This is a genomic window from Marinifilum sp. N1E240 (assembly GCF_009295825.1).
In the GTDB taxonomy this organism is placed as follows: Bacteria; Bacteroidota; Bacteroidia; order Bacteroidales; family Marinifilaceae; genus Marinifilum_A; species Marinifilum_A sediminis.
On sequence record NZ_WHKF01000002.1, the window covers coordinates 695,225 to 717,521 of the forward strand.

At 33.5% G+C, this 22,297-nt stretch carries 19 protein-coding genes; 16 read left to right on the forward strand and 3 right to left on the reverse strand.

Annotated features, from left to right (window positions below):
- The first annotated feature begins 75 nt into the window (after window positions 1–75).
- From GCQ56_RS07845 to GCQ56_RS07855, 3 genes are all read left to right on the forward strand, one after another.
- A complete protein-coding gene (locus GCQ56_RS07845; RefSeq protein ID WP_152733901.1) occupies window positions 76–795 on the forward strand; it encodes a suppressor of fused domain protein in 720 nt (239 codons plus the stop codon).
- Between the two features lie 1,467 nt (window positions 796–2,262).
- A complete protein-coding gene (locus GCQ56_RS07850) occupies window positions 2,263–3,342 on the forward strand; it encodes an RICIN domain-containing protein (protein WP_152733903.1) in 1,080 nt (359 codons plus the stop codon).
- Between the two features lie 161 nt (window positions 3,343–3,503).
- Window positions 3,504–5,237: a hypothetical protein gene (locus tag GCQ56_RS07855; RefSeq protein WP_152733904.1), complete on the forward strand. Its 1,734-nt coding sequence runs from the start codon at window positions 3,504–3,506 to the stop codon at window positions 5,235–5,237.
- Between the two features lie 1,474 nt (window positions 5,238–6,711).
- Here GCQ56_RS07855 and GCQ56_RS07860 read toward each other — a convergent pair.
- Entirely contained in the window at window positions 6,712–7,356 is a 645-nt protein-coding gene (locus GCQ56_RS07860) for a hypothetical protein (protein ID WP_152733906.1), read from the reverse strand.
- 880 nt (window positions 7,357–8,236) lie between these two features.
- Between GCQ56_RS07860 and GCQ56_RS07865 the strand changes: the two genes are divergently transcribed.
- The 12 genes from GCQ56_RS07865 (at window position 8,237) to GCQ56_RS07920 (ending at window position 20,134) form a co-directional block, all read left to right on the forward strand.
- Window positions 8,237–9,451, forward strand: a complete 1,215-nt coding sequence (locus tag GCQ56_RS07865; protein ID WP_152733908.1) for a hypothetical protein — start codon at window positions 8,237–8,239, stop codon at window positions 9,449–9,451.
- On the forward strand, window positions 9,448–9,888 hold the full coding sequence (locus GCQ56_RS07870) for a three component ABC system middle component (protein WP_152733909.1): 441 nt from the start codon (window positions 9,448–9,450) through the stop codon (window positions 9,886–9,888). Before GCQ56_RS07865 ends, GCQ56_RS07870 begins: the two co-directional genes overlap by 4 nt.
- Window positions 9,885–11,732 (forward strand): DUF3732 domain-containing protein, encoded by a 1,848-nt coding sequence (locus GCQ56_RS07875; protein WP_152733911.1) that lies wholly within the window; start codon window positions 9,885–9,887, stop codon window positions 11,730–11,732. The genes GCQ56_RS07870 and GCQ56_RS07875 overlap by 4 nt, the downstream gene beginning before the upstream one ends.
- 83 nt (window positions 11,733–11,815) lie before the next feature.
- The gene (locus GCQ56_RS07880; protein ID WP_152733913.1) at window positions 11,816–12,991 is read left to right on the forward strand and encodes a restriction endonuclease; all 1,176 of its coding nucleotides are present in this window, start codon (window positions 11,816–11,818) and stop codon (window positions 12,989–12,991) included.
- Between the two features lie 179 nt (window positions 12,992–13,170).
- Window positions 13,171–13,959 carry a DUF2262 domain-containing protein gene (locus GCQ56_RS07885; protein WP_152733914.1) on the forward strand — a complete coding sequence of 263 codons (789 nt, stop codon included), beginning with the start codon at window positions 13,171–13,173 and terminating at the stop codon, window positions 13,957–13,959.
- A 359-nt stretch (window positions 13,960–14,318) separates the two neighbouring features.
- Window positions 14,319–14,903, forward strand: coding sequence for a hypothetical protein (locus GCQ56_RS07890; protein ID WP_152733916.1), 585 nt, complete (start codon window positions 14,319–14,321; stop codon window positions 14,901–14,903).
- Between the two features lie 170 nt (window positions 14,904–15,073).
- On the forward strand, window positions 15,074–15,628 hold the full coding sequence (locus GCQ56_RS07895; RefSeq protein ID WP_152733917.1) for an REP-associated tyrosine transposase: 555 nt from the start codon (window positions 15,074–15,076) through the stop codon (window positions 15,626–15,628).
- 181 nt (window positions 15,629–15,809) lie between these two features.
- Window positions 15,810–16,058 (forward strand): FUSC family protein, encoded by a 249-nt coding sequence (locus tag GCQ56_RS07900; protein WP_152733919.1) that lies wholly within the window; start codon window positions 15,810–15,812, stop codon window positions 16,056–16,058.
- 59 nt (window positions 16,059–16,117) lie between these two features.
- A complete protein-coding gene (locus tag GCQ56_RS07905) occupies window positions 16,118–16,927 on the forward strand; it encodes a DUF3667 domain-containing protein (protein WP_152733921.1) in 810 nt (269 codons plus the stop codon).
- Between the two features lie 109 nt (window positions 16,928–17,036).
- Complete coding sequence (locus GCQ56_RS07910) at window positions 17,037–17,549, forward strand: hypothetical protein (protein WP_152733922.1); 513 nt, start codon at window positions 17,037–17,039, stop codon at window positions 17,547–17,549.
- A 118-nt stretch (window positions 17,550–17,667) separates the two neighbouring features.
- Complete coding sequence (locus GCQ56_RS07915; RefSeq protein ID WP_152733924.1) at window positions 17,668–19,197, forward strand: hypothetical protein; 1,530 nt, start codon at window positions 17,668–17,670, stop codon at window positions 19,195–19,197.
- A 106-nt stretch (window positions 19,198–19,303) separates the two neighbouring features.
- Window positions 19,304–20,134, forward strand: a complete 831-nt coding sequence (locus GCQ56_RS07920; RefSeq protein ID WP_152733926.1) for a DUF1963 domain-containing protein — start codon at window positions 19,304–19,306, stop codon at window positions 20,132–20,134.
- A 157-nt stretch (window positions 20,135–20,291) separates the two neighbouring features.
- On the opposite strand, the gene GCQ56_RS07925 is transcribed toward GCQ56_RS07920, so the two are convergent.
- Together GCQ56_RS07925 and GCQ56_RS07930 are read right to left on the reverse strand one after the other, a co-directional pair.
- Complete coding sequence (locus GCQ56_RS07925; protein ID WP_152733927.1) at window positions 20,292–20,831, reverse strand: hypothetical protein; 540 nt, start codon at window positions 20,829–20,831, stop codon at window positions 20,292–20,294.
- Window positions 20,818–21,339 (reverse strand): RNA polymerase sigma factor, encoded by a 522-nt coding sequence (locus tag GCQ56_RS07930; protein WP_152733928.1) that lies wholly within the window; start codon window positions 21,337–21,339, stop codon window positions 20,818–20,820. Before GCQ56_RS07930 ends, GCQ56_RS07925 begins: the two co-directional genes overlap by 14 nt.
- 470 nt (window positions 21,340–21,809) lie before the next feature.
- On the opposite strand from GCQ56_RS07930, the gene GCQ56_RS07935 reads away from it, so the two are divergent.
- Window positions 21,810–22,289, forward strand: a complete 480-nt coding sequence (locus GCQ56_RS07935; protein WP_152733929.1) for a hypothetical protein — start codon at window positions 21,810–21,812, stop codon at window positions 22,287–22,289.
- The last annotated feature ends 8 nt before the right edge of the window (window positions 22,290–22,297 follow it).

Consider the following 22,297-nt stretch of genomic DNA (forward strand, 5'->3'; position numbering starts at 1 on the left):
TGCTTGACATGTGGCTATGAATTAAGTTTTCTGTAATAAAAAACAGTGTTTTTGTTACCAATTAATACTATTAGAATGGAAAAATCAGAATCAGGATCACCCATTTACCGATACAAGGAATCGGATATAAACGATTTTGAAATGGCTTCGGGTGAGTCATCAGTTGATGAGATTTCGGAACACATAGAAAAGCATGTTGGCAAAATCGATACGGTCTTCCATGAGCTGGTATCCGATCAAGTTCATGTTGATATTCATTGGGTAAAACCTACTAAGAAGAGACCCTTTCATACTCTGGTTACTTCGGGAATGAGCGATAAAGCGATGATAACACCCGAAGGAGTTGAGGGCTGTGAATACGCAGAATTGAGTATTTGTTTGCCAGAGGAATGGAAAATATCGGATGAAGATTTCGAGGATGAACGAAATTACTGGCCGGTGAGATGGTTAAAGTATTTGGCAAGATTTCCTCACGAATACAATACGTGGTTGGGCTACGGGCATACCATTCCAAATGGTGATCCTGCCGATCCATTTGCAGAAAATACGGAACTAAATACCATGTTATTGTTGCCAACCATCGTTTTTGGACAAGAATTTCATACCCTTGAATTGGAAAATAAATCGATTGATTTTTATACCATAATACCGCTTTACAGCGAAGAAGTAAATCGAAAAATGAAGAAAGGTGTTGAGTCTTTATTCGATGGATTCGATAAGCATGGTCTAACAGATATTGTACAAATAGATAGAGAGAATACCGCCAAAAGAAAGAAAAGGTTTGGTCTGTTTTAGAGAAGAATACCAAATACCAAATATCAAGCTCCAAGCCCCAAGTGTTTTTACTTGAAGCTTGGAGCTTGTGGCTTGATACTGTTCTGCAGGTTTTAAAATCACTCTTATTGCATTTGCTCTTTTATGCCTTCAATTAATTCAAATAGTTGATCAAATCTCTTTGCATACAAGTTGAGTGTTTCCCTTTTAGGGAAAATGCCGACAGGCAAAAGGGTGAAATAAATGGATTTCGTGGGCTGTGCTTAATCAAACTCCAAATACCAAGTTTCAAGCTCCAAGCCCCAAGTATTTTTACTTGAAGCTTGTGGTTTGATACTGTTCTGCAGGTTTTAAAATCACTCTTATTGCATTTGCTCTTTTAACTGCCTTCAATTAATTCAAATAGTTGATTAAATCTCTTCGTATTCAAGTTGAGTTTTTCCCTTCCAGGGAAAATGCCGACAGGCAAAAGGGTGAATTAGTAAAGGGCACCCCTCTGGCTATCGCCATCTCCCCTAAAAGGGGAGAATTCACTAATTGGACTATAAAACATATTTCAAATACTGTGCTTATTTAAGCTCCAAATGCCAAATTTCAAGCTCCAAGCTCCAAGCCCCAAGTATTTTTACTTGAAGCTTGTGGCTTGATACTGTTCTGCAGGTTTTAAAATCACTCTTATTGCATTTGCTCTTTTAACTGCCTTCAATTAATTCAAATAGTTGATTAAATCTCTTCGTATTCAAGTTGAGTTTTTCCCTTCCAGGGAAAATGCCGATAGGCAAAAGGGTGAAATAAATGGATTTCGTGGGCTGTGCTTATTCAAACTCCAAATACCAAGCTTCAAGCTCCAAGCCCCAAGCCCCAAGCCCCAAGTGTTTTAACTTGAAGCTTGGAGCTTGTGGTTTGATACTGTTCTGCAGGTTTTAAAATCACTCTTATTGCATTTGCTCTTTTAACTGCCTTCAATTAATTCAAATAGTTGATTAAATCTCTTCGTATTCAAGTTGAGTTTTTCCCTTCCAGGGAAAATGCCGATAGGCAAAAGGGTGAATAAGTAAAGGGCACCCCTCTGGCTGTCGCCATCTCCCCTAAAAAGGGAGAATTCACTGATTAGACTGAAAAACATATTTCAAATACTGTGCTTATTCAAACTCCAAATAACGAGTTTCAAGCTCCAAGCCCCAAGTGTTTTTACTTGAAGCTTGGAGCTTGTGGCTTTATACTCATCTACAGGTTTCAAAAACATTCTTAAGGGAGCTGCAATAGTATAGAAAAGCTAAAATTTAACAAAAAGCAATGTGTTTTGTAAGTGTTTGATTAGTAGTTTCTAGTTCCTCTGTCATTAAGTTGTCTATTGTAATGTCTATTGCTGTTTTTGCCAAATACATAAGGAAGTTTACATATTTGAATCCGATTTTAAATGTAAAAAATGCTGTGTTTTATAAGCCAAACTAGAACCTGTAATAAAAACTAATTCAAAAATTTAATATGATGCAAAATATCAAACTATTATCATTGGTAACAATTTTCTTACTGGGAAGTATTATGCCATTAATGGCTCAATACGAAAAAGGGATTGATATACCACAAGGCAAAAAAATAAGAATTCAATCGGCAATGAGTTATGGTCGCAGTAGTAAAGGTTTTCTGGAATTTCCTGGAGGAGAAAAATATTGGAGGAAAAATGGAAATCAGATGGATATTTGGACCAAAGATACTAACAGCAATAAATTATTTTATCTGTGGAAGAATGCAGATGGGTATTTCAATATTCAACCTACTTCTTATAAGGGCAATGTAGATGCAAAGAACGTACCAGCACAAAATGGTACTGCATTACATTTGTGGAATCCTCACGGAAAAGCATCTCAGCAGTTCTATTTTAAACACCTGGGAGAGGGTAGATATAAAATTTATCACAGAAGTGGGAAAGTGGTTTGCCTTAAGGATAACAAAACTGATAAAAATGGTAATAAAGTGCACCTATGGAAAGACCACAACGCAATTTCAACAGAATGGTTTATTTTAGATGCGAATACAAATAAACCTATAGTAGTAGACAAAAAAGTTGGGATCGTACATAAATCATTAAAAGGATCAAGAGTTGATGAATCTAAAACCTTCTATATTCAATCAGCAATGAGCCATGGTAGGGGTAGTAAGGGATTTTTTGAATTTGGTGGTGCAGATTGGCAGAAAAAAGGAAATCGCGCACAAATCTGGACAAAAGGAAATTCTTCTTCAAACAACAAGATGTTTAAATTCGAAAAAACTCCTAATGGGGAATTTTATTGGATTAAAGCTGCGAAAAGTGCTAATGGTGTTGTGGATTGTAAAGGAGGGGGTACAAGTAAAGGTACACCGCTACACTTTTGGTCTAAGCACGGTGGTGATTCGCAAAAATTTTACCTGAAAAAATTACCTAATGGTAGTTACAAGATATATCACAAAAGTGGTAAGGTAGTGTGTTTGCAAAATAATAAAACCGATAATAACGGGAATAAGATACACCTTTGGGACGACCATAATGCAATTACCACAGAATGGTATTTAACGCCTGTTCGTTAAAATAAGATTGCAACTATAACTACTCAATTCTAATGCTCAAATGTATTGGAATTGAGTGTTGTTGTATTATACAAGAAGAGGACTGACTAAAATTACTGAACCTACCATTTTATTGCTGGCAAGTATTTGAAAATTGTTGGCAATCCTATTAAAAGTAACAAATGAGTAAGCTTAAGATCTTTACCCTGGCAATTGCGACTCTAATTTTTAGCAATACGCTTCTAGCAAACAAGCACAATTCAAACCTACCCAACAACAATTTTATTGTACCTGCCAATGAACAATTGAATGTAGGGTGTACTATTTATACACTTCAGGCAAATGAAGAATTTGTGTACGGTAAAATTGGGAAAAATAAGAAGGGCGGCATTAAATATACGCTAGCTGTAGTTCGTGTTCCCAATGCAGAAAAAGAAGTATATGAATTTTATGGTCCATACTACGGACCACGCCCTATTGGAGCAAATTTAAGAAAAGCAAGAACACCAAAGGAATACAATAAGTATGACTATTATCTGATTTTTAATGGTGAAAAAATGGGACCCTACGACCATATTTATTCTCTCGACAGAAATCCGGATATCGACAAATGGGTAAGCGAAGATGGCAAACGAATTAGCTTTTGTGGAACAAGAAAAAATAAATACTACCCAATTATTGGTAACAATAAGGGCTTTTATTATTGGGGACCTGGTCAGGCACCAGAATATGATACCTATCCCGGTAAATTTGCTTACAGCATTCAGTGGTCGCAAAACGATTATCGTATCTACGAAAACGGGATGAATAAAATAACAGGAGCAAAAATGGTGAGTGAACCAGTTTACTCGGAAAGTGGGCAATTGATTTATGCCAGTGCTCCCGAAAAACGCGATGAGATGTATGTTTATGTGGATCACCAACAAAAATATGGTCCTTTTAAAATGATTGCGCACAAAGGAATTGGATTTATTCCCGGAAGCGAGCAGATCTACTACAATACATATCAGGAAGTGCGTTGTGGCGAATACGTATACAATTGCAAGCCAAATGAATCCTTGTCTCAGTTCACGGTAAGCCCGGATTATGTGGTATTTTGTATTAAAGATACCCAAACTCAGAACAATACCTTATATGAATACAATGTTGCCAGTCGAACTGTAGAAAAACACGGTCCATACAAAGGGCATGTGTATGTAAAAGAAGCGGGCAATCGATTTTACTACCAGAACTTCAACACGCAAACAAATCGTTACCAATATTTGGGTATGGGCGGTAAAATTCTTTGGAATAAGAATCACCTTACCGGGATTGATGGCTTGGTTTTTTCGCGTATAAGTGATACCGATGATCTTTACGTTTGTTATGTTGGGACGGATAAGAAAACCCACATTGATAAGAATGGGAAGGACATGCATATCAATAAAAACATAGCTTTTGTAAAAACCCTTCAAGCCCATCACAATGAAGTTTTGATGCATTTGAATGTGGATGCTAAAGTAGCTGCCACCAAACACGAAATTAGTTACAAGCAAAACAAATTGTTGGTAAATGGAGATTTGGATGCCGGACAGATATTTACCGTTGAAAATACCTCCGATCTTATTTATACGCTTCGCATTAAAAAAGGTGAAAACTACAAATGGAAACTATATAAAAACAGTCAGTTGGTAAATGAACTTGAGTACGATAACATAAAAGAATTTCAGGTATCTCCTGATGGTAGTACTTATGCTTATGTTGATGGCGGTCGGTATATTATAGAAAATCGTAGAATGGATCTTCCTAAAAAAGTATATGTAAACGGAAAGGCTTTGCAAGGACGATATGGAGCACCAATTTGGAGTAAAAAATACAATGCCATGATAAGCATTAAACAGGAAGGAAAAAAGATTGTAATAAGTGAATTGCAATAACAATCAGTAATTTAAACTGATTTTTTCACTGCTGTTAATTTGTTCATCAATTTTTATCATTCAGGTACTTTGCTTTATTATTCCAATGAACAATACATGTCTAGCATCTTCGAGATGCTTGACATGTTACAATTTATATTTGAAATAGGAGATGGAGTCTCCAATTTTTCAAGTTGAGTTTTTCCCTTTTAGGGAAAATGCCGATAGGCAAAAGGGCGAACTAGTAAAAAATGTAAATAAAAACACCTCTCTGGCTGTTGACATTTGATTCACTTGTGTCTATTTAAAAGGAGTTCACGAACAACGCTTCGCTTCGTTTCCCTTAAAAGGGGAGAACTCACCAATTGTACGGTAGTACAAGATTCAAGTGTTTTGATTAGCTCTCAGCTTCTAGCAAAAAACGATTTTTGTGCCAATGGACAATACATGTCTAGCATCTTCGAGATGCTTGACATGTTACAATTCTTATTTGAAATAGAAGATTGAGTCTCCGATTTTTCAAGTTGAGTTTTTCCCTTCCAGGGAAAATGCTGACAGGCAAAAGGGTGAAATAGTAAGAAATGTAAATAAAAACACCCCTCTGGCTGTCACCTTCTCCCCTAAAAGGGGAGAACTCACCAATTGTACGTTAGTACAAGATTCAAGTGTTTTGATTAGCCCTTAGCTTCTAGTAAAAAACGATTTTTGTGCCAATGAACAATACATGTCTAGCATCTTCGAGATGCTTGACATGTTACAATCCTTATTTGAAATAGAAGATTGAGTCTCCGATTTTTCAAGTTGAGTTTTTCCCTTCCAGGGAAAATGCCGATAGGCAAAAGGGCGAACTAGTAAAAAATGTAAATAAAAACACCTCTCTGGCTGTTACCATTTGATTCACTTGTATCTATTTAAAAGGAGTTCACGAACTACGCTTCACTTCGTTTCCCCTAAAAGGTGAGAACTCACTAATTTTAAGGTAGGGCAAAATTCGAGTGTTTTGATTAGCCCTCAGCTTCTAGTAAAAAACGATTTTTGTACCAATGAACAATACATGTCTAGCATCTTCAAGATGCTTGACATGTTACAATTTATAATTGAAATAGGAGATGGAGTCTCCAATTTTTCAAGTTGAGTTTTTCCCTTTTAGGGAAAATGCCGATAGGCAAAAGGGTGAAAAAATAAAAAATTTCCCCCAAGCACCCCTCTGGCTATCGCCATTTGATTCACTTGTGTCTATTTAAAAGGAGTTCACGAACTAGGCTTCGCTTCGTTTCCCCTAAAAGGGGAGAACTCACCAATTGTACGGTAGTGCAAGATTCGAGTGTCTATGATATTAAAAAATCCAGCAAGGCACATCTTACTGGATTTTTTAGTTTTTTAATTTGCACTTAGCTCGCTGTTCTTATCCGAAAAATGCATCTTGCTAACCGCTAACCGCTAACCGCTAACCGCTAACCGCTAACCGCTAACCGCTAACCGCTAACCGCTTTTCCTAATCAATCGGCTCCAAAACCACTCTCGCCACATTCGATTTTTTACCCACTGTTTTGCCATTGTACAGGTAGTAGGCGTAATATTCTCTTACCTCGGTCTCCTTAGGATTCAATTTGGCTCTGGTATCGTCGAAGCGGGAAAGGTTCACAGTGGTTTCGAAATTGTACTCCCCATCGTTAATTTTAGAATACAATTTAATACCATGCATAGGGCTTTTGGTATAAGTAATTTTGGGAACACCAGCCGCCAGTTCTACTCTTAAATCTGGACGCTTGTTGTTACTCTCTTCCGTTTTCTTTTCATCTACCAAGCCCAGTTCTCTCTTAGCTTCGATAGGAACACTAGGAAGCATGTCAATTGCTTTTTTGTATTCTCTCAGCTGCTTGTCGCCACCCGTTTTAAGATCTACAAACTCTTTACGCGAATCGTGAGCCTTTTTAATGGCGGCATTTTTTTGCTTGCGAGCCTCTTCTATCTTTTTCAAGGTGGCAATTAAAGCCTCGGTAGCTTCTTGTGGCAAGATGCCCGATTCCACAAGAGGAGGTGCTTTCTCAATAAAATTATCCGATTTTTCAGAATAACCCTCTTCTGTTGAAGAGATAAAACTCTTAATAGTGCTAATAATTGTTAAGATAAAACTCATAACATGGATTTTTGGTTCATAAATAAATTAAGTATGTCTTCTCTATTAAAGCTATGAAAGAAGACAAGAAAAAACACGAAAAAAAATACATTTTTTAAATCAATCCTCAGAAGCTCAGTGTTTTTGGGCGATACAGAAATAATATTTTTACTGATTGATCCTGTTTTTTAGCCAAATTTTAATTTACAAACTCTAAATTATCATTTAGTTAAATAGTTAATGCGTATATAATCAGAGATTTATATAAAGTAGGTACAGGCCCTAGAAGTGTAAGTTGCAGGATGTCAATTAAAAACATAAAAAACAAGGGATTCACGAAAAAAATGACGTTTTCAAGAATAAGAAACATTAGGTAAAAAGAATATTCTCATGAAATATTTCTATAAAGCGCTAAAAATAAAGATTATAGTATTTCTGGTTCTATTGAAAATGTAATGAGGTGATAAATAGAAAATTAGCCCACTTTCACTTATTTAGAAATTCTATTCGGCTCAAAACACTTTATTCTGATGGTAAAACACTTTCCATTTAAGTCAAAATCAATTGTATTTACTTCAAATTACTTTCCATTTGCTGTATGATAAACTCTATTCTGCACAAGTGAGATTCTTTTTTACCCATTACAATTTGTTTCCAATGCAATAGTAAAGTCTACAATAAGAATAATATGTTTTTTTGATTTGGTAATTATTGTTAATTTTAGGGAGTGAGATGTGTTTAAGGGGTATGCTCTTAAAATCACTTACAGTTGTATTATAAGCGTTGTTGTCTCACAATATGAATGTGCTACCAACAATTTTTAAAAAATAACAACAATATTATATGTTACAAATAAGATAAGCTTTTTTCAAGGACATCACTTCATAAACAATATAATGTTATGAGTAATAAAACATACGCAGAAAAAACTGCGGCAGAAACTAAATCCATTGGTTTCGATTATCAATATTATTTCTTTCTATGGAAGGTTATTTCACTATCTCCCAGTGAATCAGTTGGACTAGAAGTCAAAGATGATGTACACTGTGATCTGAATAATGATTATGTACTGCTTTATCAATTGAAACACACTATTAAAAGAAAAGCAGACAATAGTCCAGCTAATTTAACTACGTCAGACTTAGATATGTGGAAAACACTTTCCAATTGGTCTAAGATGATTACCGATGAAAATGATGGAAGAGCAAATAAACAAGCTCAATTGGATTTTATAAAAAAAGTAAGTTTTGTTTTAGCAAGTAATAAATCATCAAATACTTCTAATAAAGTTATTAATAATATTAAAGACCTTCAAAAAGGAAGAAAGAAAGTGGCAGATGTTCGGTCATTCTTCAACAATTTAAAAAGAAGCACAAAAGATGATGACTTAAAAGGTTATGTTTCTGATGTTAATAATATGGAAGGTGCTGTTCTTGAGAAGTTCCTAATGCATACTTATTTTCATTTAGATGATGATGATCTAATTAAAAAGTGTAAGAGTGCAATAAAGTCTAAAATGATTCCTTTGAATAAAATAAATGACTGTTTTGCATTATTAGACTCAAGTATAAGAGCAGATAATTTTTTAAATATTAAAAATGGAGAAAAAATTGAAATCACTTTTGATAATTTTTATAAGAAGTATCGTCGATGTTTCGATACTTACAGAAATGAAAATCTAAATATTCGGCAGTATAATGGAATACTGCCCGACAACCTAGAGGATCAAGTTTTTATTAAGCAATTAAAAGAAATAGGTTTTGTAGAGCAAGATGATTTTGAATTAATTTCTGAACTAAGCCGATTTAAAATTAAATTATTGGATAACCTTGAAAATTGGAAGCAAGAAGGAGATGTTACTCAAGATGAATTATTACGTCTAAAAAATGACGCTCTAAACATATGGAATAGAGAGTTTCGTTTTAAATATTTAGGAAATGTATCTGAGGAAGAATATAATATAAAAGGAATAGAATTATTGCAAATTATTTTGAGAAATAATCTAAAACTAGGAGAACAAGAATTAGATGTTGATTTGAGTAATGGTAGGTATTATTCGTTGTCTGATGAACCAGTTATTGGCTGGCGAAAAGATTGGAAAAAATATAAGAAATGAAGGTAGATTATAATAATATAGGTGTTGGCGCTTTAGCAATAGGTTCTATTCTAAACAATATTGAAGAATTGACAATAGCAAAAGCGACTTTAATATTGCCATTTGTGACTCACAGTGAAAGCTTAAATTACTTATCTAGAGCAAATACTCAAGTTAAAAGCATTGAAAAATTAATATCAGAGAAAACAAGTTTTTTTTCAAATTTCAACGCGAGATATTATGACTCGTTAAGTTTATCATTATCATCCATTCAATATCTTACAGACATGGAGTATGCTGAATTTAAAGATGGTACATTAATAATGCTTAAACCATTAGAGTATAATAAGAAGATGGGAAATAGGGCTAATAAGATATTTAAAGCGGCTAATAATATTTCAGAACTACTCACAGAAAGAGATACAAACCTATTTTTAAATTTAAGAATTGAATTATGAATTTTAATATAAACAAGATAATATTATGGCTTAAAAATGGTAAAATACGAGAGATAAAATTTGAGCCAAACAAAGTAAATATAATCACAGGAGGTAGTCATACTGGTAAAAGTGCAATACTTGAAATTGTTGACTACTGCCTTTTCTCCAGCAAATCTCGGATTTCTGAAAGCATGATTAATGAAAATATTCTATGGTATGGTATAAATATTTCAATAAATGATAAAAAATATACAATAGCAAGGAAGGCACTTATTGAAGGAAAAGTTTCTAACGATTATTTCTTCTCATCTTTTGGAGAAACACCAACTGTTGTCGTATCTAACAATTCCGATTCTGCTATAAAATCAATACTTGAGACTGAATTTAGAATAGATAGTGATGCAAAATTCCCAACAAATTTTGGAAGTAATTATATAAAAGCTGGAACAAAAATATCTTTGAGATATTTTTTAATGTTTAATACAATTTCTGGTAATATAATAGAAAATGATGAAGGGGTATTTTTCGATAAACAAAATGAAATAAGGTATAAGGAAGCTCTACCAAGAATATTTGATTTAGCACTAGGAATAGAAAAGGTTGAAAATGTTTTAAAAGCTGAGAAGAAAGCTGAACTAGAGAAAGAACTTGCAAAACTGAATCGAAAGAATAATAGAATAGTTTCTAAAGCAAATGATTTTGCTAAAGAAAGAACTAACATACTGAGAAAAGCAAAGGAATATAATGTAATTAAAGTAGATACTAGTTCGGAAAATGCAATTACAGAACTTGAAGAAGCTATTAAAGGAATTGAAGTAAAGCAATCAATAAAAAGTGATAAGGAAAAATTAGAATTATCTTTTTATACTTTGCAAAGAAAAATAAGAAATATTAAGAAATTTTCCAGAGAATATACTAAGTATAAATCAACAATTAAAAACCTAAATGATAGCTTAAAACCTATTGAATTCTTAAAAAACAAAGATCATGAGATAATTAAGACATCAATATTTGATGATCTTTTAAATTCGTTAACTACGGATTTAGATTCTATACGTAATGCTTACAAGACAAATACACCTATTGATCGACAAGTTAATGATAATATTAAGGATTTAGAGTATAAGCTTAGTGAGATTAAGACAAAATTAGATCAGTTCCCCAAAGAAAATAAAAACTTTAAAAGTGAAAAGGAGAAATACTTTTTTCTTGGACAAGTTAAAACAAAACTTGAATTATTATCGTCAGAACCTTCATCACTACGATCGACTTTTGATAAAGAAATAAAAGATTTAGAGGAAAAAATTAAAAAATTAGTAATAGACAGTACTGAAGAAAAAAGAGAATTAACAATCAAATTAACTGAAGAAATTATATGTGAATATATTGAGAATTCGGAAAAAGCTTTGGCTAATTATGCGACATATCAACCAGTTTTAGATTATAAAAATAAAACATTGTTATTGAGAAAACCTAAAACATCTTATATTGAAAATGTTGGTAGTAGTTCAAATCATATGTTTTTACATTTGTTTTTTTCCTTGGCTATGCATGAAGTTATTTTTCAAAATAAATCACCATTTGTTGCACCATTATTATTAATTGATCAACCAAGTAGACCATATTATGGAACAAATGGAAAAAGAAAACCTGATTCTCCTGAGACTGATGACTATAAGATTAGAAAAGCTTTTGAATTATTAAATAGTTTTGTAGCAACAAGAAAAGAGAATGAAGGAAATTTTCAGATGATTGTTCTAGAACACATACCGTTCGAGGCAATATCAGATTTGAACCATGTTCATTTAGTTGAAGAATTTCATGATAGTAATGCATTAATTCCTAAGTCATTCCTCGATTAATAATAAGTTCGCGCTAGCGCGAGATTGCTAATTAGTGTAATTATGTATGCATTTATAATCCAATACCTCAAAAACCTTAAGCAATGAATACTTTAACAATGGAAAGCCCAAGTAAAATAACTCCAAGAGAAAGAGGAGATTCGCTAGAGCTGGCAGTGGAACACATATTTAGTGTGGCTGGATTTAAAACTAGTCGAAATGTTTGGATTGCAAAGTATGAGGTTGATGTTGTTGCTGAGATTGGAGACCGAAAGGTTATTGTGGAATGTAAGAATTACCAGAATAGTACTCTTACCATTAGAAATTTAATACATCAATGGCACAGTAAGAACCAAATTATAAAAGCTCATAAAATTATTATTGCTTTAGCCGGACTCGTTATTAAGGATAGTGACTATGCCTTGGCTGCTGAATTTGATGTTGAGCTTTGGAGTCAGGATGATATTTCAGAGATGTTTAATTTATCCTTAAAGCCTGATGAGTTAAGAAAAAAGTTAATTGAAAAGATTGATTTTCGGCCTATTAGTATTGCAGAAAGGTATAGGGATGATATTGCCTACTTGGTGATCAAACCTTTGTTGTCGTATTATGATATTGCTGAGGAAGAATTGTTTAGATTGTTTAATAGGTGGTTGAGAGCTCATATCTTAACCGAATTACAAATGACCGAAACAACAGCTTCGGAAAGGTCTAATCTTATTGAATTATTTGAAGGTAGTAAAACTAAAAAGAGATTCTTGAACCTTGGGAAGAAGAAGAGAAAAGAGGTTGAGTATTGGGATGCTGTATACGAGCAGCTACAGTCTTTTGATGTTTTGTCACGAGAAAGACAAGATTACTACTTGAGTCACATGAATGATTTGCTGAATGAATATGCAGATCAGAAGACATTTTTCAGCAGTGATGATTATTTGGCAAGAACAAGGAAGTTGATTTCATCGAGGCTGCAAAATGCTATTTTGATGGGACAGTCGTGTTCATTTACAACGAGTGCTATGAGTAATCAAGTTAAGGTGTTTTTTGCAGAGGAAGGAAATGTCGGTATTTATATTGGAGGGATCTTAGAAGCTGAGAGTAATGTATTGAATTGGATTATGACTTCGCAATGTATCCCACAAAGAAATGATAATGGAGAAGTTATATCTTATGGATGGTGGTGCAGTTCTTTAAATGATGCAACCGAAAAACTCTATCGGATTTTTACCGAGTATTATGAAATAAGTGAGAAGAACAGGTTGAAGGACGCGCAGATAAAGTAAGCTATGAGGAATTTGCTTGGTATGGCTAAGAAACATGCTTAGCATATTTTCCCCAGCTAGCGCGAGCTTGCAGCTCGTGTTTTGCGAATGCAATGGAGGTCTTTGGTATAAAACAACAATAGCATTACTGTTACAAACTAGTTGTGCTTAATTAATGAAACTGTTTGTAAAACTCACAAATGAAAAGATTAAGAGAAATATTCCGATTAGCAAAGGTAGAGGATAATGAAGATATTTTTACGGGTATTGTTACTGAAGATGGAGTTGTAAAGAGTTCTTTTATGGAGGATACTTCGATGTCATTTACACTTTTTGCATACATTAAAAATAACTCCGAGATAATTGAAGACAATATTTATGTCACTAAAAAAATACGTTCAATTGACACAAAAGTAAAAGGGATTGAACCTTTATCTATAGTACAAATTTCGGGTGAGGAATATACACAATACAACCAAAATAGGATAAGGCTGAATAAATTGCTAAAATCAAATATTAAGAATGAGAGATTAGAAAAAATTCTAGCCAAACGAAAAGAACCGGTAATTTATGAAAGTTTAACCTTAGGTAAGTTTGAACTTGATAGGAGGCTTGATTGGTTTGAAGGTAAAACGGACTGGAACGGAAGATTGATCGATGTCTGTTTAATAGGTGAACACGACAAATTAGATAGTATAGAGAAGAAGGCAGTTTTAATTGTACAGAATCATCAAGATTGGGATACTTATATAAAAGAAAAGATTTGTGAGGAACTTTTAAGCTTAAAAAATGAGACTTGGTTGGAGGAAGATGAAAAGCCGTTAACAGCTGATGAATTCATTTCCAGGATTTACCTTGAATCAATTAACCTTAATGATACAGATGAGTTTCAAATGAATTTTAATGATGGAGATATATTTTGGGGACATGCTATTACTGTAGAAACTGATTTGAAGAAAAATATTGAAGATATTGGAATAGAAGGATAACCCCCAGCTAGCGCGAGCTTGTAGCTCGTGTTTTGCGAATGCAATAACAACATTTAAAGAAATTTAATTATTGGCATGGCAACCTGGGAGCTACAAACCAGAAGTCGCAAGAAATAGGAAGTTGTAGATTGAATTGATAAACTAAAGAAGAACTGTATAAATGAAACGATTTTGGAGGGTGTTGTGGTAGCAATGTAAAACCACACGAGAGGACTCGTGCGGTAGCAGGAGGCAGATAAAGTAAGCTATGAGGAAATTGCTTGGTATGGCTAAGAAAACATGCTTAGCATATTTCTCTCGTTAGTGCAATTTTATAGCTCATGCTATTTAAATTCAATGGTTACAGCAAATAATAAGAAATGGATTACAATGCAATTGAAATAGTAAAATTGTGGAAACAAACCGCTCATGTTTTGGGAGGAAGTTTCTCTATGCCGAAGCAGAAGATCAATGGTGGTAATATGGCTGGCGGTATGTTTCTGTTTGGAATTGAATTTATATATAGGGGTCTAGAAATAAATATACACACAGGACTTTATGAATTTCCACTTCAAAAGAACGAATACAATGATTGCGATATTATTATTACAGCCAAAAAAGCCAAAAAGGAGAGAGTAGAATTGTCAATTTGGCGAAAGGATTATTTTGATAAAATCTTTGGTTCATCGGGGCGTAAAACTGGATACAAAGAGTTTGATAAGCGAATTGGTCTAAAGCCAAGCAAGAATATTGAAAAATCCTTATCATCTATTTTTAAAAATGAAGATCTACGAAACGAATTGATAGCTGATAAATACAGAAGTTATAATCTTAAGACAGTTGATAACTGTATGACATTGGAACGTAAGTCGGGTGTGAGAGTCTCAAGCCAGGAAAGTATGGAAAATGAATTTCATAAATTTTCTCTACTTCTTGATGGATTAATTAATGGAAAGGTTTTTTAATGGATCTATGATGAGCCGCTTGTGCTTTGTGAATGCATTGCTACCGCACGAATCCTTTCGTGTGGTAATCGTAAAAGTCTAATTATAAAATTATAATTTGGCAGAATTACAAGGCTTTTTGTATTCGAAATTTATGTTACGTTAATATTTTTATCGATCTAAATCATGTTATGAGTAGAAATTATAAATTTAAAAATCCAGAAGGAGTTTATTTTGTAAGTTTTGCAGTGGTAGAATGGTTGAATGTATTTACCAAAAATGAATATAAAGAAATTGTAATTGACAGTTTGCGTTATTGTCAAAAGCATAAGGGAATGGATATTTTTGCTTGGTGTATTATGACAAATCATGTTCATTTAATATTCAGAAGTGTAGATGGACAAAAGCCAGAATTGCTTTTAGGTGATTTTAAGAGATTTACAAGTAAGGCTTTAGTTAAGGCAATAAAAGATAATGGTATAGAAAGTAGAAGCGTATACATGTTAGAACAATTCCTAAAAGCAGGGGCAAAATCGTCTAATGTAAAGCAGTATCAGTTTTGGCAACACGATAATAAACCAATTGAGTTATGGAGTAATAAAGTGTTTGATGAAAAAATAAATTACATTCATAATAATCCCGTTGAGGATGATCTAGTTTCCTTCCCGGAAGATTATATATACAGCAGTGCCAGAGACTATAGAGGAGAGAAAGGGATTTTGGAGGGTGTTGTGGTAGTAATGTAAAACCACACGAGAGGACTCGTGCGGTAGCAGGAGGCGTATAAAGTGATCTATGAGGAGTTTGATTGGTATGGCTAAGAAAACACGCTAAGCATATTTCCCCAGCTAGTGCAAATTTATAGCTCTTACTTTTTGAATACAATAAAAATTTTTAGGAAAAAAATTAACCACTAATAGAATAACAATGCAGCAAAAAAATACAGCAGAATTAACAAACGAAGAGTTGTTACAAGAAGCAAAAAGAATGAAAGCCACTAAGCTTTATGATCCGGTAATCTTTGGTGTTTTGATTGGAATTGCCATTTATAGCACGGTTAAAAATGGCTTGGGCTTGTTAACTTTTCTTCCCATGGTTTATCTGCCTATAGCGGCTAAGAACAAGCTTAAAATTAAAGAGTTGTCAAAACTCTTAAAGGAAAGAAACTTGAAATAAAAAAGAGATGAACTTTTAAGTTGGGATTCCCAATAAATGCTTGCAAAAAAGAGATGTAAATGAACTGTAAAAATTGTGATTTCCAATTAAATTCGGAAGATAAATACTGTAACGAATGTGGTGCAAAGGTTGTTAATGAGAGAATAAGTATAAAAAGTTTACTATCTGGTCTGTTGGTTTCATTTGGTTGGGACAATAGATTTTTTGTAACATTTAGAGATTTGATAGTAAGACCTCAAGTCGTATTTGGAAAATATTTGAATGGAACGAGAAAAAAATATACCAATCCTTTTACATTTTTTGCCATTGGAACAGCACTCTCGGTTTTCGTTCTAAATTTATATTCCGAGGAATTAATTAACCTATCTGCAAATACGAATGTAAAATCTTCTGAGACTACAGTTAGTACCTATTCCAAAGATGGAAATAGTTCTAAGATCAGCAAAAAGCAAGCAGATTTTATGAAAGAGCAGGAAGCTTCAAAAATAAAGTTAGTTGAATTTGTATATAAATATTACTACTATTTATCATTTCTCTTGTTGCCATTTTTTGCATTAGTTGCTCTTTTCGTGTTTGGGAAACCCGATAATTATGGAGAACATCTGGTGATAAATGCCTATATCCAGGGCTTGCTCTTTTTCTTTGGGGTACCCATATTCTTTCTATCCTTGCTGATAGGATACGATGTATACACTGGCGGCTCTTTACTATTAACTGTGATATGGTATTTGTATGCTTATAAAAAATACCGAAAATATACATTGGGTAAAACTCTGAAAAAACTACTGAAATTTGCGAGTATCTTTTTAATCTTATTCCTACTAATGCTTGTTGTTACACTTGTAATAGTAGTCTTGAAAAAGATGTAATCTGCGATAGCACGGGCTTGTAGCTCATGATTTTCGAATTCGGTATACGAATTTTGGTAATTTATTAGGTGGAATTAGATTTGAGTAATCTATAGTGAAAATTGAAATCATGAATCTTTATTTCGATCCAATAAAATTATTAGGCCTTGGAATAGCCTCTATAATATGTGGCGTTTATTTCTTTGCTTCGACTCTATTTACTTTTGAAAGTTCTTTAATTGAATGCAATGGAAAACTCGAAAGGGTTGAAGTTTTATATAAGAAGATTGAGAGTTCGGGAGGATCTGGAAGTATTAAATCGGAGTTGGAGTTTAGGCTAAAAAACGAGAAGCAAGTATTTGTTTTAACGAAAAATATCGGTCAGGATGGATATAATTTTCAATTTGAAAAAATTGCAAACAAAATAAAGAAATCCAGAGGTTTGACAATTTGGATTAAAGGAAATCAGATAAACAAATTGCGACCAACTGTATTTCGCATTTCCAACCATCTGGATGAAATTCTGTATGATGTCAAAGATGCAAAATCGAAATCCAAGTTTGGTTTTATCGTATCTATGATAGTTGGTATAATCGGAATAGGTGGATTCGTAAGATCTAGACTTCTTAATAGATATTTATGAGTTAGCTAGCGCAAATTTATAGTTCGTACTTTGCGAATATTATAAAGAGATTTTATATGAACAACAATATGGTTGACATTAACACATAGGACTTATTGGAATAACGATACTACAATTAATGAATATTCTTGAAAAAATATTAGGAAAGAAAACAAAAAGTGAATTAAAAAGTATGGGCAGATCAGAAAAATATATTCCCGATTTTGATCAGTTGGATGAGTTTGGACAAATAGAAACAATATTTGACTATACCCTGAATTCTGATTTTGCAATTGCAAATAAGGCTGCGCAAACAGTAGATAGATTATTTAATTCTATTCAGGTAATTAAGCACAAACAACTGTACGGAACATTCAAATATTTTAGAATAAATATATCAGATCTTAAGAAATTTAATCGTTTTGATAAAAAGCTAGAAATTACTCTCTTGTGTGTTGCATCCATGAATGGAAATGGTTTTTTAAGAGCTATGGCTCTTAGCAGATTGATTGAATTTCAAGCGCAAAACACAATTCCATTTATACTTTTCCGGCTTGCAGACTGGGTTCCTCAGATTAGACAAATAGCCGAAAAAGCGTTAAAGAAATTTTTAGTTGGAGAAAACAATCTCTATTTTATTCAAAAGCATAAGTTGATAAATTGGTTGTTACATATTGAAAGAACTGATTTATCTGAGCTTTATAATCAAATTATTAATTCAGTTGTTTCAAATCCACTCAAGCCAGGACAAATAAAGGAGCTTGGTGAAGGGGATAGATTTTTTTATTATAAAACGTTTGTAAAAGCTGGATTAATAGATAAGGAGATGATCAATAAAATGCTGACCGATAAATATTATTTGATTCGGCTTTTAATGATTAAACACTCGGATAAAATAGATGATTTACAACTCGTTCTTGTAAAGTTACTCAAAGATAAGTCACAAAAAGTTAGACAAGTTGCTGTTAATATGATAGCAAATCAGGATATTAACGAATATGAAACAATCTTAAGAATATTGGTTTTTGATAATTCTACTCAAGTGCGAGCTGAAGCGAGACGATTATTAAGCACAATATGTGACTGTAATTTTAAAAAGATATATCAGGAAAGCTTATCGAACAATCAACTGATTATAGGTTCAATTCTTGGCTTATCAGAAGTTGCAGACAAAGGTGAGCTTCCAATTCTAAACCAATATTTGAATTCAGACAGAGCAAGAATCAAAACTGCATCTTTGATTGGAATATACAATCTTGACAATACTATTGGAACAGAAAATGCTTATCAAATTCTTGAATCTGAAAATCCTGTGAGCACAAGGAGAGCGGCAGAAAGTATACTTGTAAAACAGGGCATTGATTTTAAAAGACTAAGAACGTTGTATGATTTAACAGATTCAACAGGTAAGAAAATTATTCTTCGATTGTTTAATAGATTTAGCGGTTGGTCTGTTGCAGGTGATTTCTTAAAAGCCTTGACAGATAATGACGCAAAAATTCAATTAATGGCAAAAGTGTTTCTTGAGTCATGGAACAATTATACAATCCGACTTGCTACCATACAGAGCGAAGAAGATAAGAATTATGTATTGAGTTGGTATGAAACGACTAGAAAAATGGGAATAGAAGTCCCTGGTAATATTCCCTTTATATTTGGGGAAAATTAGATAAATTAAAACAGGCTACTATATCGGAACATAGATTAGTACCTTCTTTTAGGTAACTTCAAAAGGATAGTAAAAAGTTGTATACAGCATAAAAACAGATTGTAAAATGAGTTTTTGGAAGAAAATATTTGGTGATAAAAGTAAGACCGAGACAGTTGATTCCCATTTTGAAGCATATAGAAAGGAATTAAATGAATTGGATTTAAAATCATTATCCGATTTGGAAAATCTGGTAAAACCTTTAATTAGACCAACAACAAAACTTGAGATTTTAGCAGCCTCGAGACCACCTAATAACTCTCAATTAAATTCTCATTTTGGGGGACAAGCATATTTTGAAAAAGGGGAAGAGTGGCCAAGAACTAAAAAAGGAAAACCTTTGAATTTTATTTTTCAGCTGTTTAATTCTGCAGAATTGGAGTTGCCGGAAAACATTGAACTGATCCAGTTCTATTATGACTGGGATGAATTTCCCTGGGATACTGAGAATGATGGTTGGTTAGTAAAGATCTATCAAAAAACGCAGAAAGAAAACATTGAATACATTGAGAAACCAAAAGAGTTGGGAAAATCGAAGTATTGTGAAATTTCTTGCCAAGCCATTCAATCCTTGCCCGATTGGGAGGGGATAGATTTACACTGCAATAATGCCTCAAATTTATCTTGTGTTCTTAACGAAGATAAACCTTGGGACAGTTATGCGCAGGTAGTTGCAAAGCTAATTGGAGAACAGAGCTATCAAAGTCAATTGGGAGGATACCCAAGGTGGGTTCAAGGAGAATCAACACCAAAAGATAATGAAGGGAATTCCATGAAACTTTTATTTCAGATAGACTCGGAGGACAATGCTGGTTTAATGTGGGGAGATGTAGGAGTAATATATGTTTTCTATGATGATAACTCAGGGAGAATAGAGTTTATCTTACAATGTCATTAATAATACAAACAGAATAAGACACTGGCTCATGAAGTTAGGGGATAATTCCGGCACACAATTTAAGTATGAATGAGAATGTTCTTTAGAACTTGTGCTCTGGGGAAGAAAACATGCTAAGCACCTTGGAGATGCTTGGCATATTTCACAAAAATATTGATTATCCTTCAAGATCGGCAATGTTTGCCAGGGCATGGTCTCTAAGTGGCTTGTATTTAAAATACCACACGATTAAGCCTATTATTACTGCAGCAATCATCACAATACTAAAAACAAGCGGATGAAAGAAGGAGTGGGAATCAATATCTGACCTGGAGCTTATGCCTGCATACATTAATAAAATGGCAAGTAGTGCCCACAGGGTTTTAGGTCTGAAAGGATGATATCTTGCGGCGGCTTTTTTTAGCATGAGCAAGGTTGGTAGGGCATAATCGACGCTTTTGTACTCTTTTTGATAGCTTCCCATAACAAGAGCAAAAATTAAAAAAGCTCCAACAAAACTAAATCCTGATATAAGATTATTCATCTCCATTGTTTCAAGGTAGGTAACAATTGCCATGAGTGTGTATATGGGAATTAGAATCCAATACATAAGCTTTAATCTTTTACACAGATTGGAATAATTGTTGTCTTCCTTTTTTAATTTTACAAGCAATTGATCCAGCTTTACTTTTTCTCCTTCTGATTTATTTAAGTTCATGATTACCTCCCGTAAGTTTTGTTTTTAACTGTGCTTTAATCCTGTGGATTTTAACCTTGGTATTGGCTTCGCTAAGTCCAATAACATTCCCAATCTCTTTCATGCTTAGTCCTTCAAGCATCAGCGATATTAGCGCCTTATCGATCACCGAAAGCAAATTTAGCTCGCATTGTAAGTTGTCGAACAGGCTTTCCTCGTTGAGCTTATCCTCTAAGTTTTCATCATCGATAATAGAGCTTAGGTTTTGAGTATCGGAATGTACCATAAGCTTCATTTGCTTGTAACTTTTGCCGGTAAAGCTTAAGGATGTATTTACGGCAACGCGATACACCCAGGTACTAATAGCCGAATCGCCTCTAAAATTATCGAGGCTTTTCCAAATGTTAACCAATACCTCCTGATACATGTCTTTTTGATCTTCGGCATTGGAATTATAGTAGCGACATATTCGAAGTATCCGCTCGCTATTTTCCGATAGAATCTGATTGAATTGATCTTCTTTTTTCAATGTATAAGTTTTTGTTCGTACTTATTTAGTAGAGGATTTTAGGAATAGTTACACATTAAAATCATTTTTTTTGATTTTTATTTCATCTCCTGTAATTCGAGTTTGCAATTTGTGCTCACTGTAAAACAGAAAACGAATGTCTTACAAATTTATAACAAGTAAATAGAATTGAAAGATTACCCCTGCAGATTTAAGTGGGCGATTGCTTTCTGGAGGAACTTTATCTATTGATTCTTCCATTTTATATCATTTGAATAATTCCCCTCTTATCATTTTACTTAACTCAACAGAAAGGGCTCCTTACTAAATGGTTTACCCTCTTCACTTACTTTTTTTTGATTTTGAATAGAGATTAAAGAATTTTAAAAATATAGTCTCTGAATTACAGGTTATTTAGGATAGATATTTTACTAAAATGCTAAGTAATCTTGATCTGGGAAAATGTTTTTTTAATTAAAAATCAAAAAGTTATGTCAAAACTATCATGGCAAGCTGTGCCTACAATGTCAGAAACCTATTATTCTCGAAACAGTATTTTTGATAAAGTTGAAGATATCTGTAAAGAAGAAATGGTGACACAAGCAACGAATCAAACTTGGTTACAGTTTACAACGGAATGGAATTGGCCGGGACCAATTACCAGACTTATAGGTGGACCTATGGAAATTAAGCCAGTATTAGGAATTCGACCTATCCCATTTGGAAGTATTAGAGTAGATATTGAGGAAGCATTTAAAATTGCTCACGAGCGATTGAGTGAAACAAATGGTGGCGATAGGTTTGTAGGTACAATTCAGATGTACTGGGTAAACTACAATTTAAGTACCGAGCCTTGCTATTTGTTTACAACAAATGTTCATAATCAGATAAGAGTAGGGGCTTATACAGGGAAAGTTGCAGGTCCTGCTTTAACTGCAGATGCTGAACACGAAGCACATGTAGGTGTGTAGTTGGCATT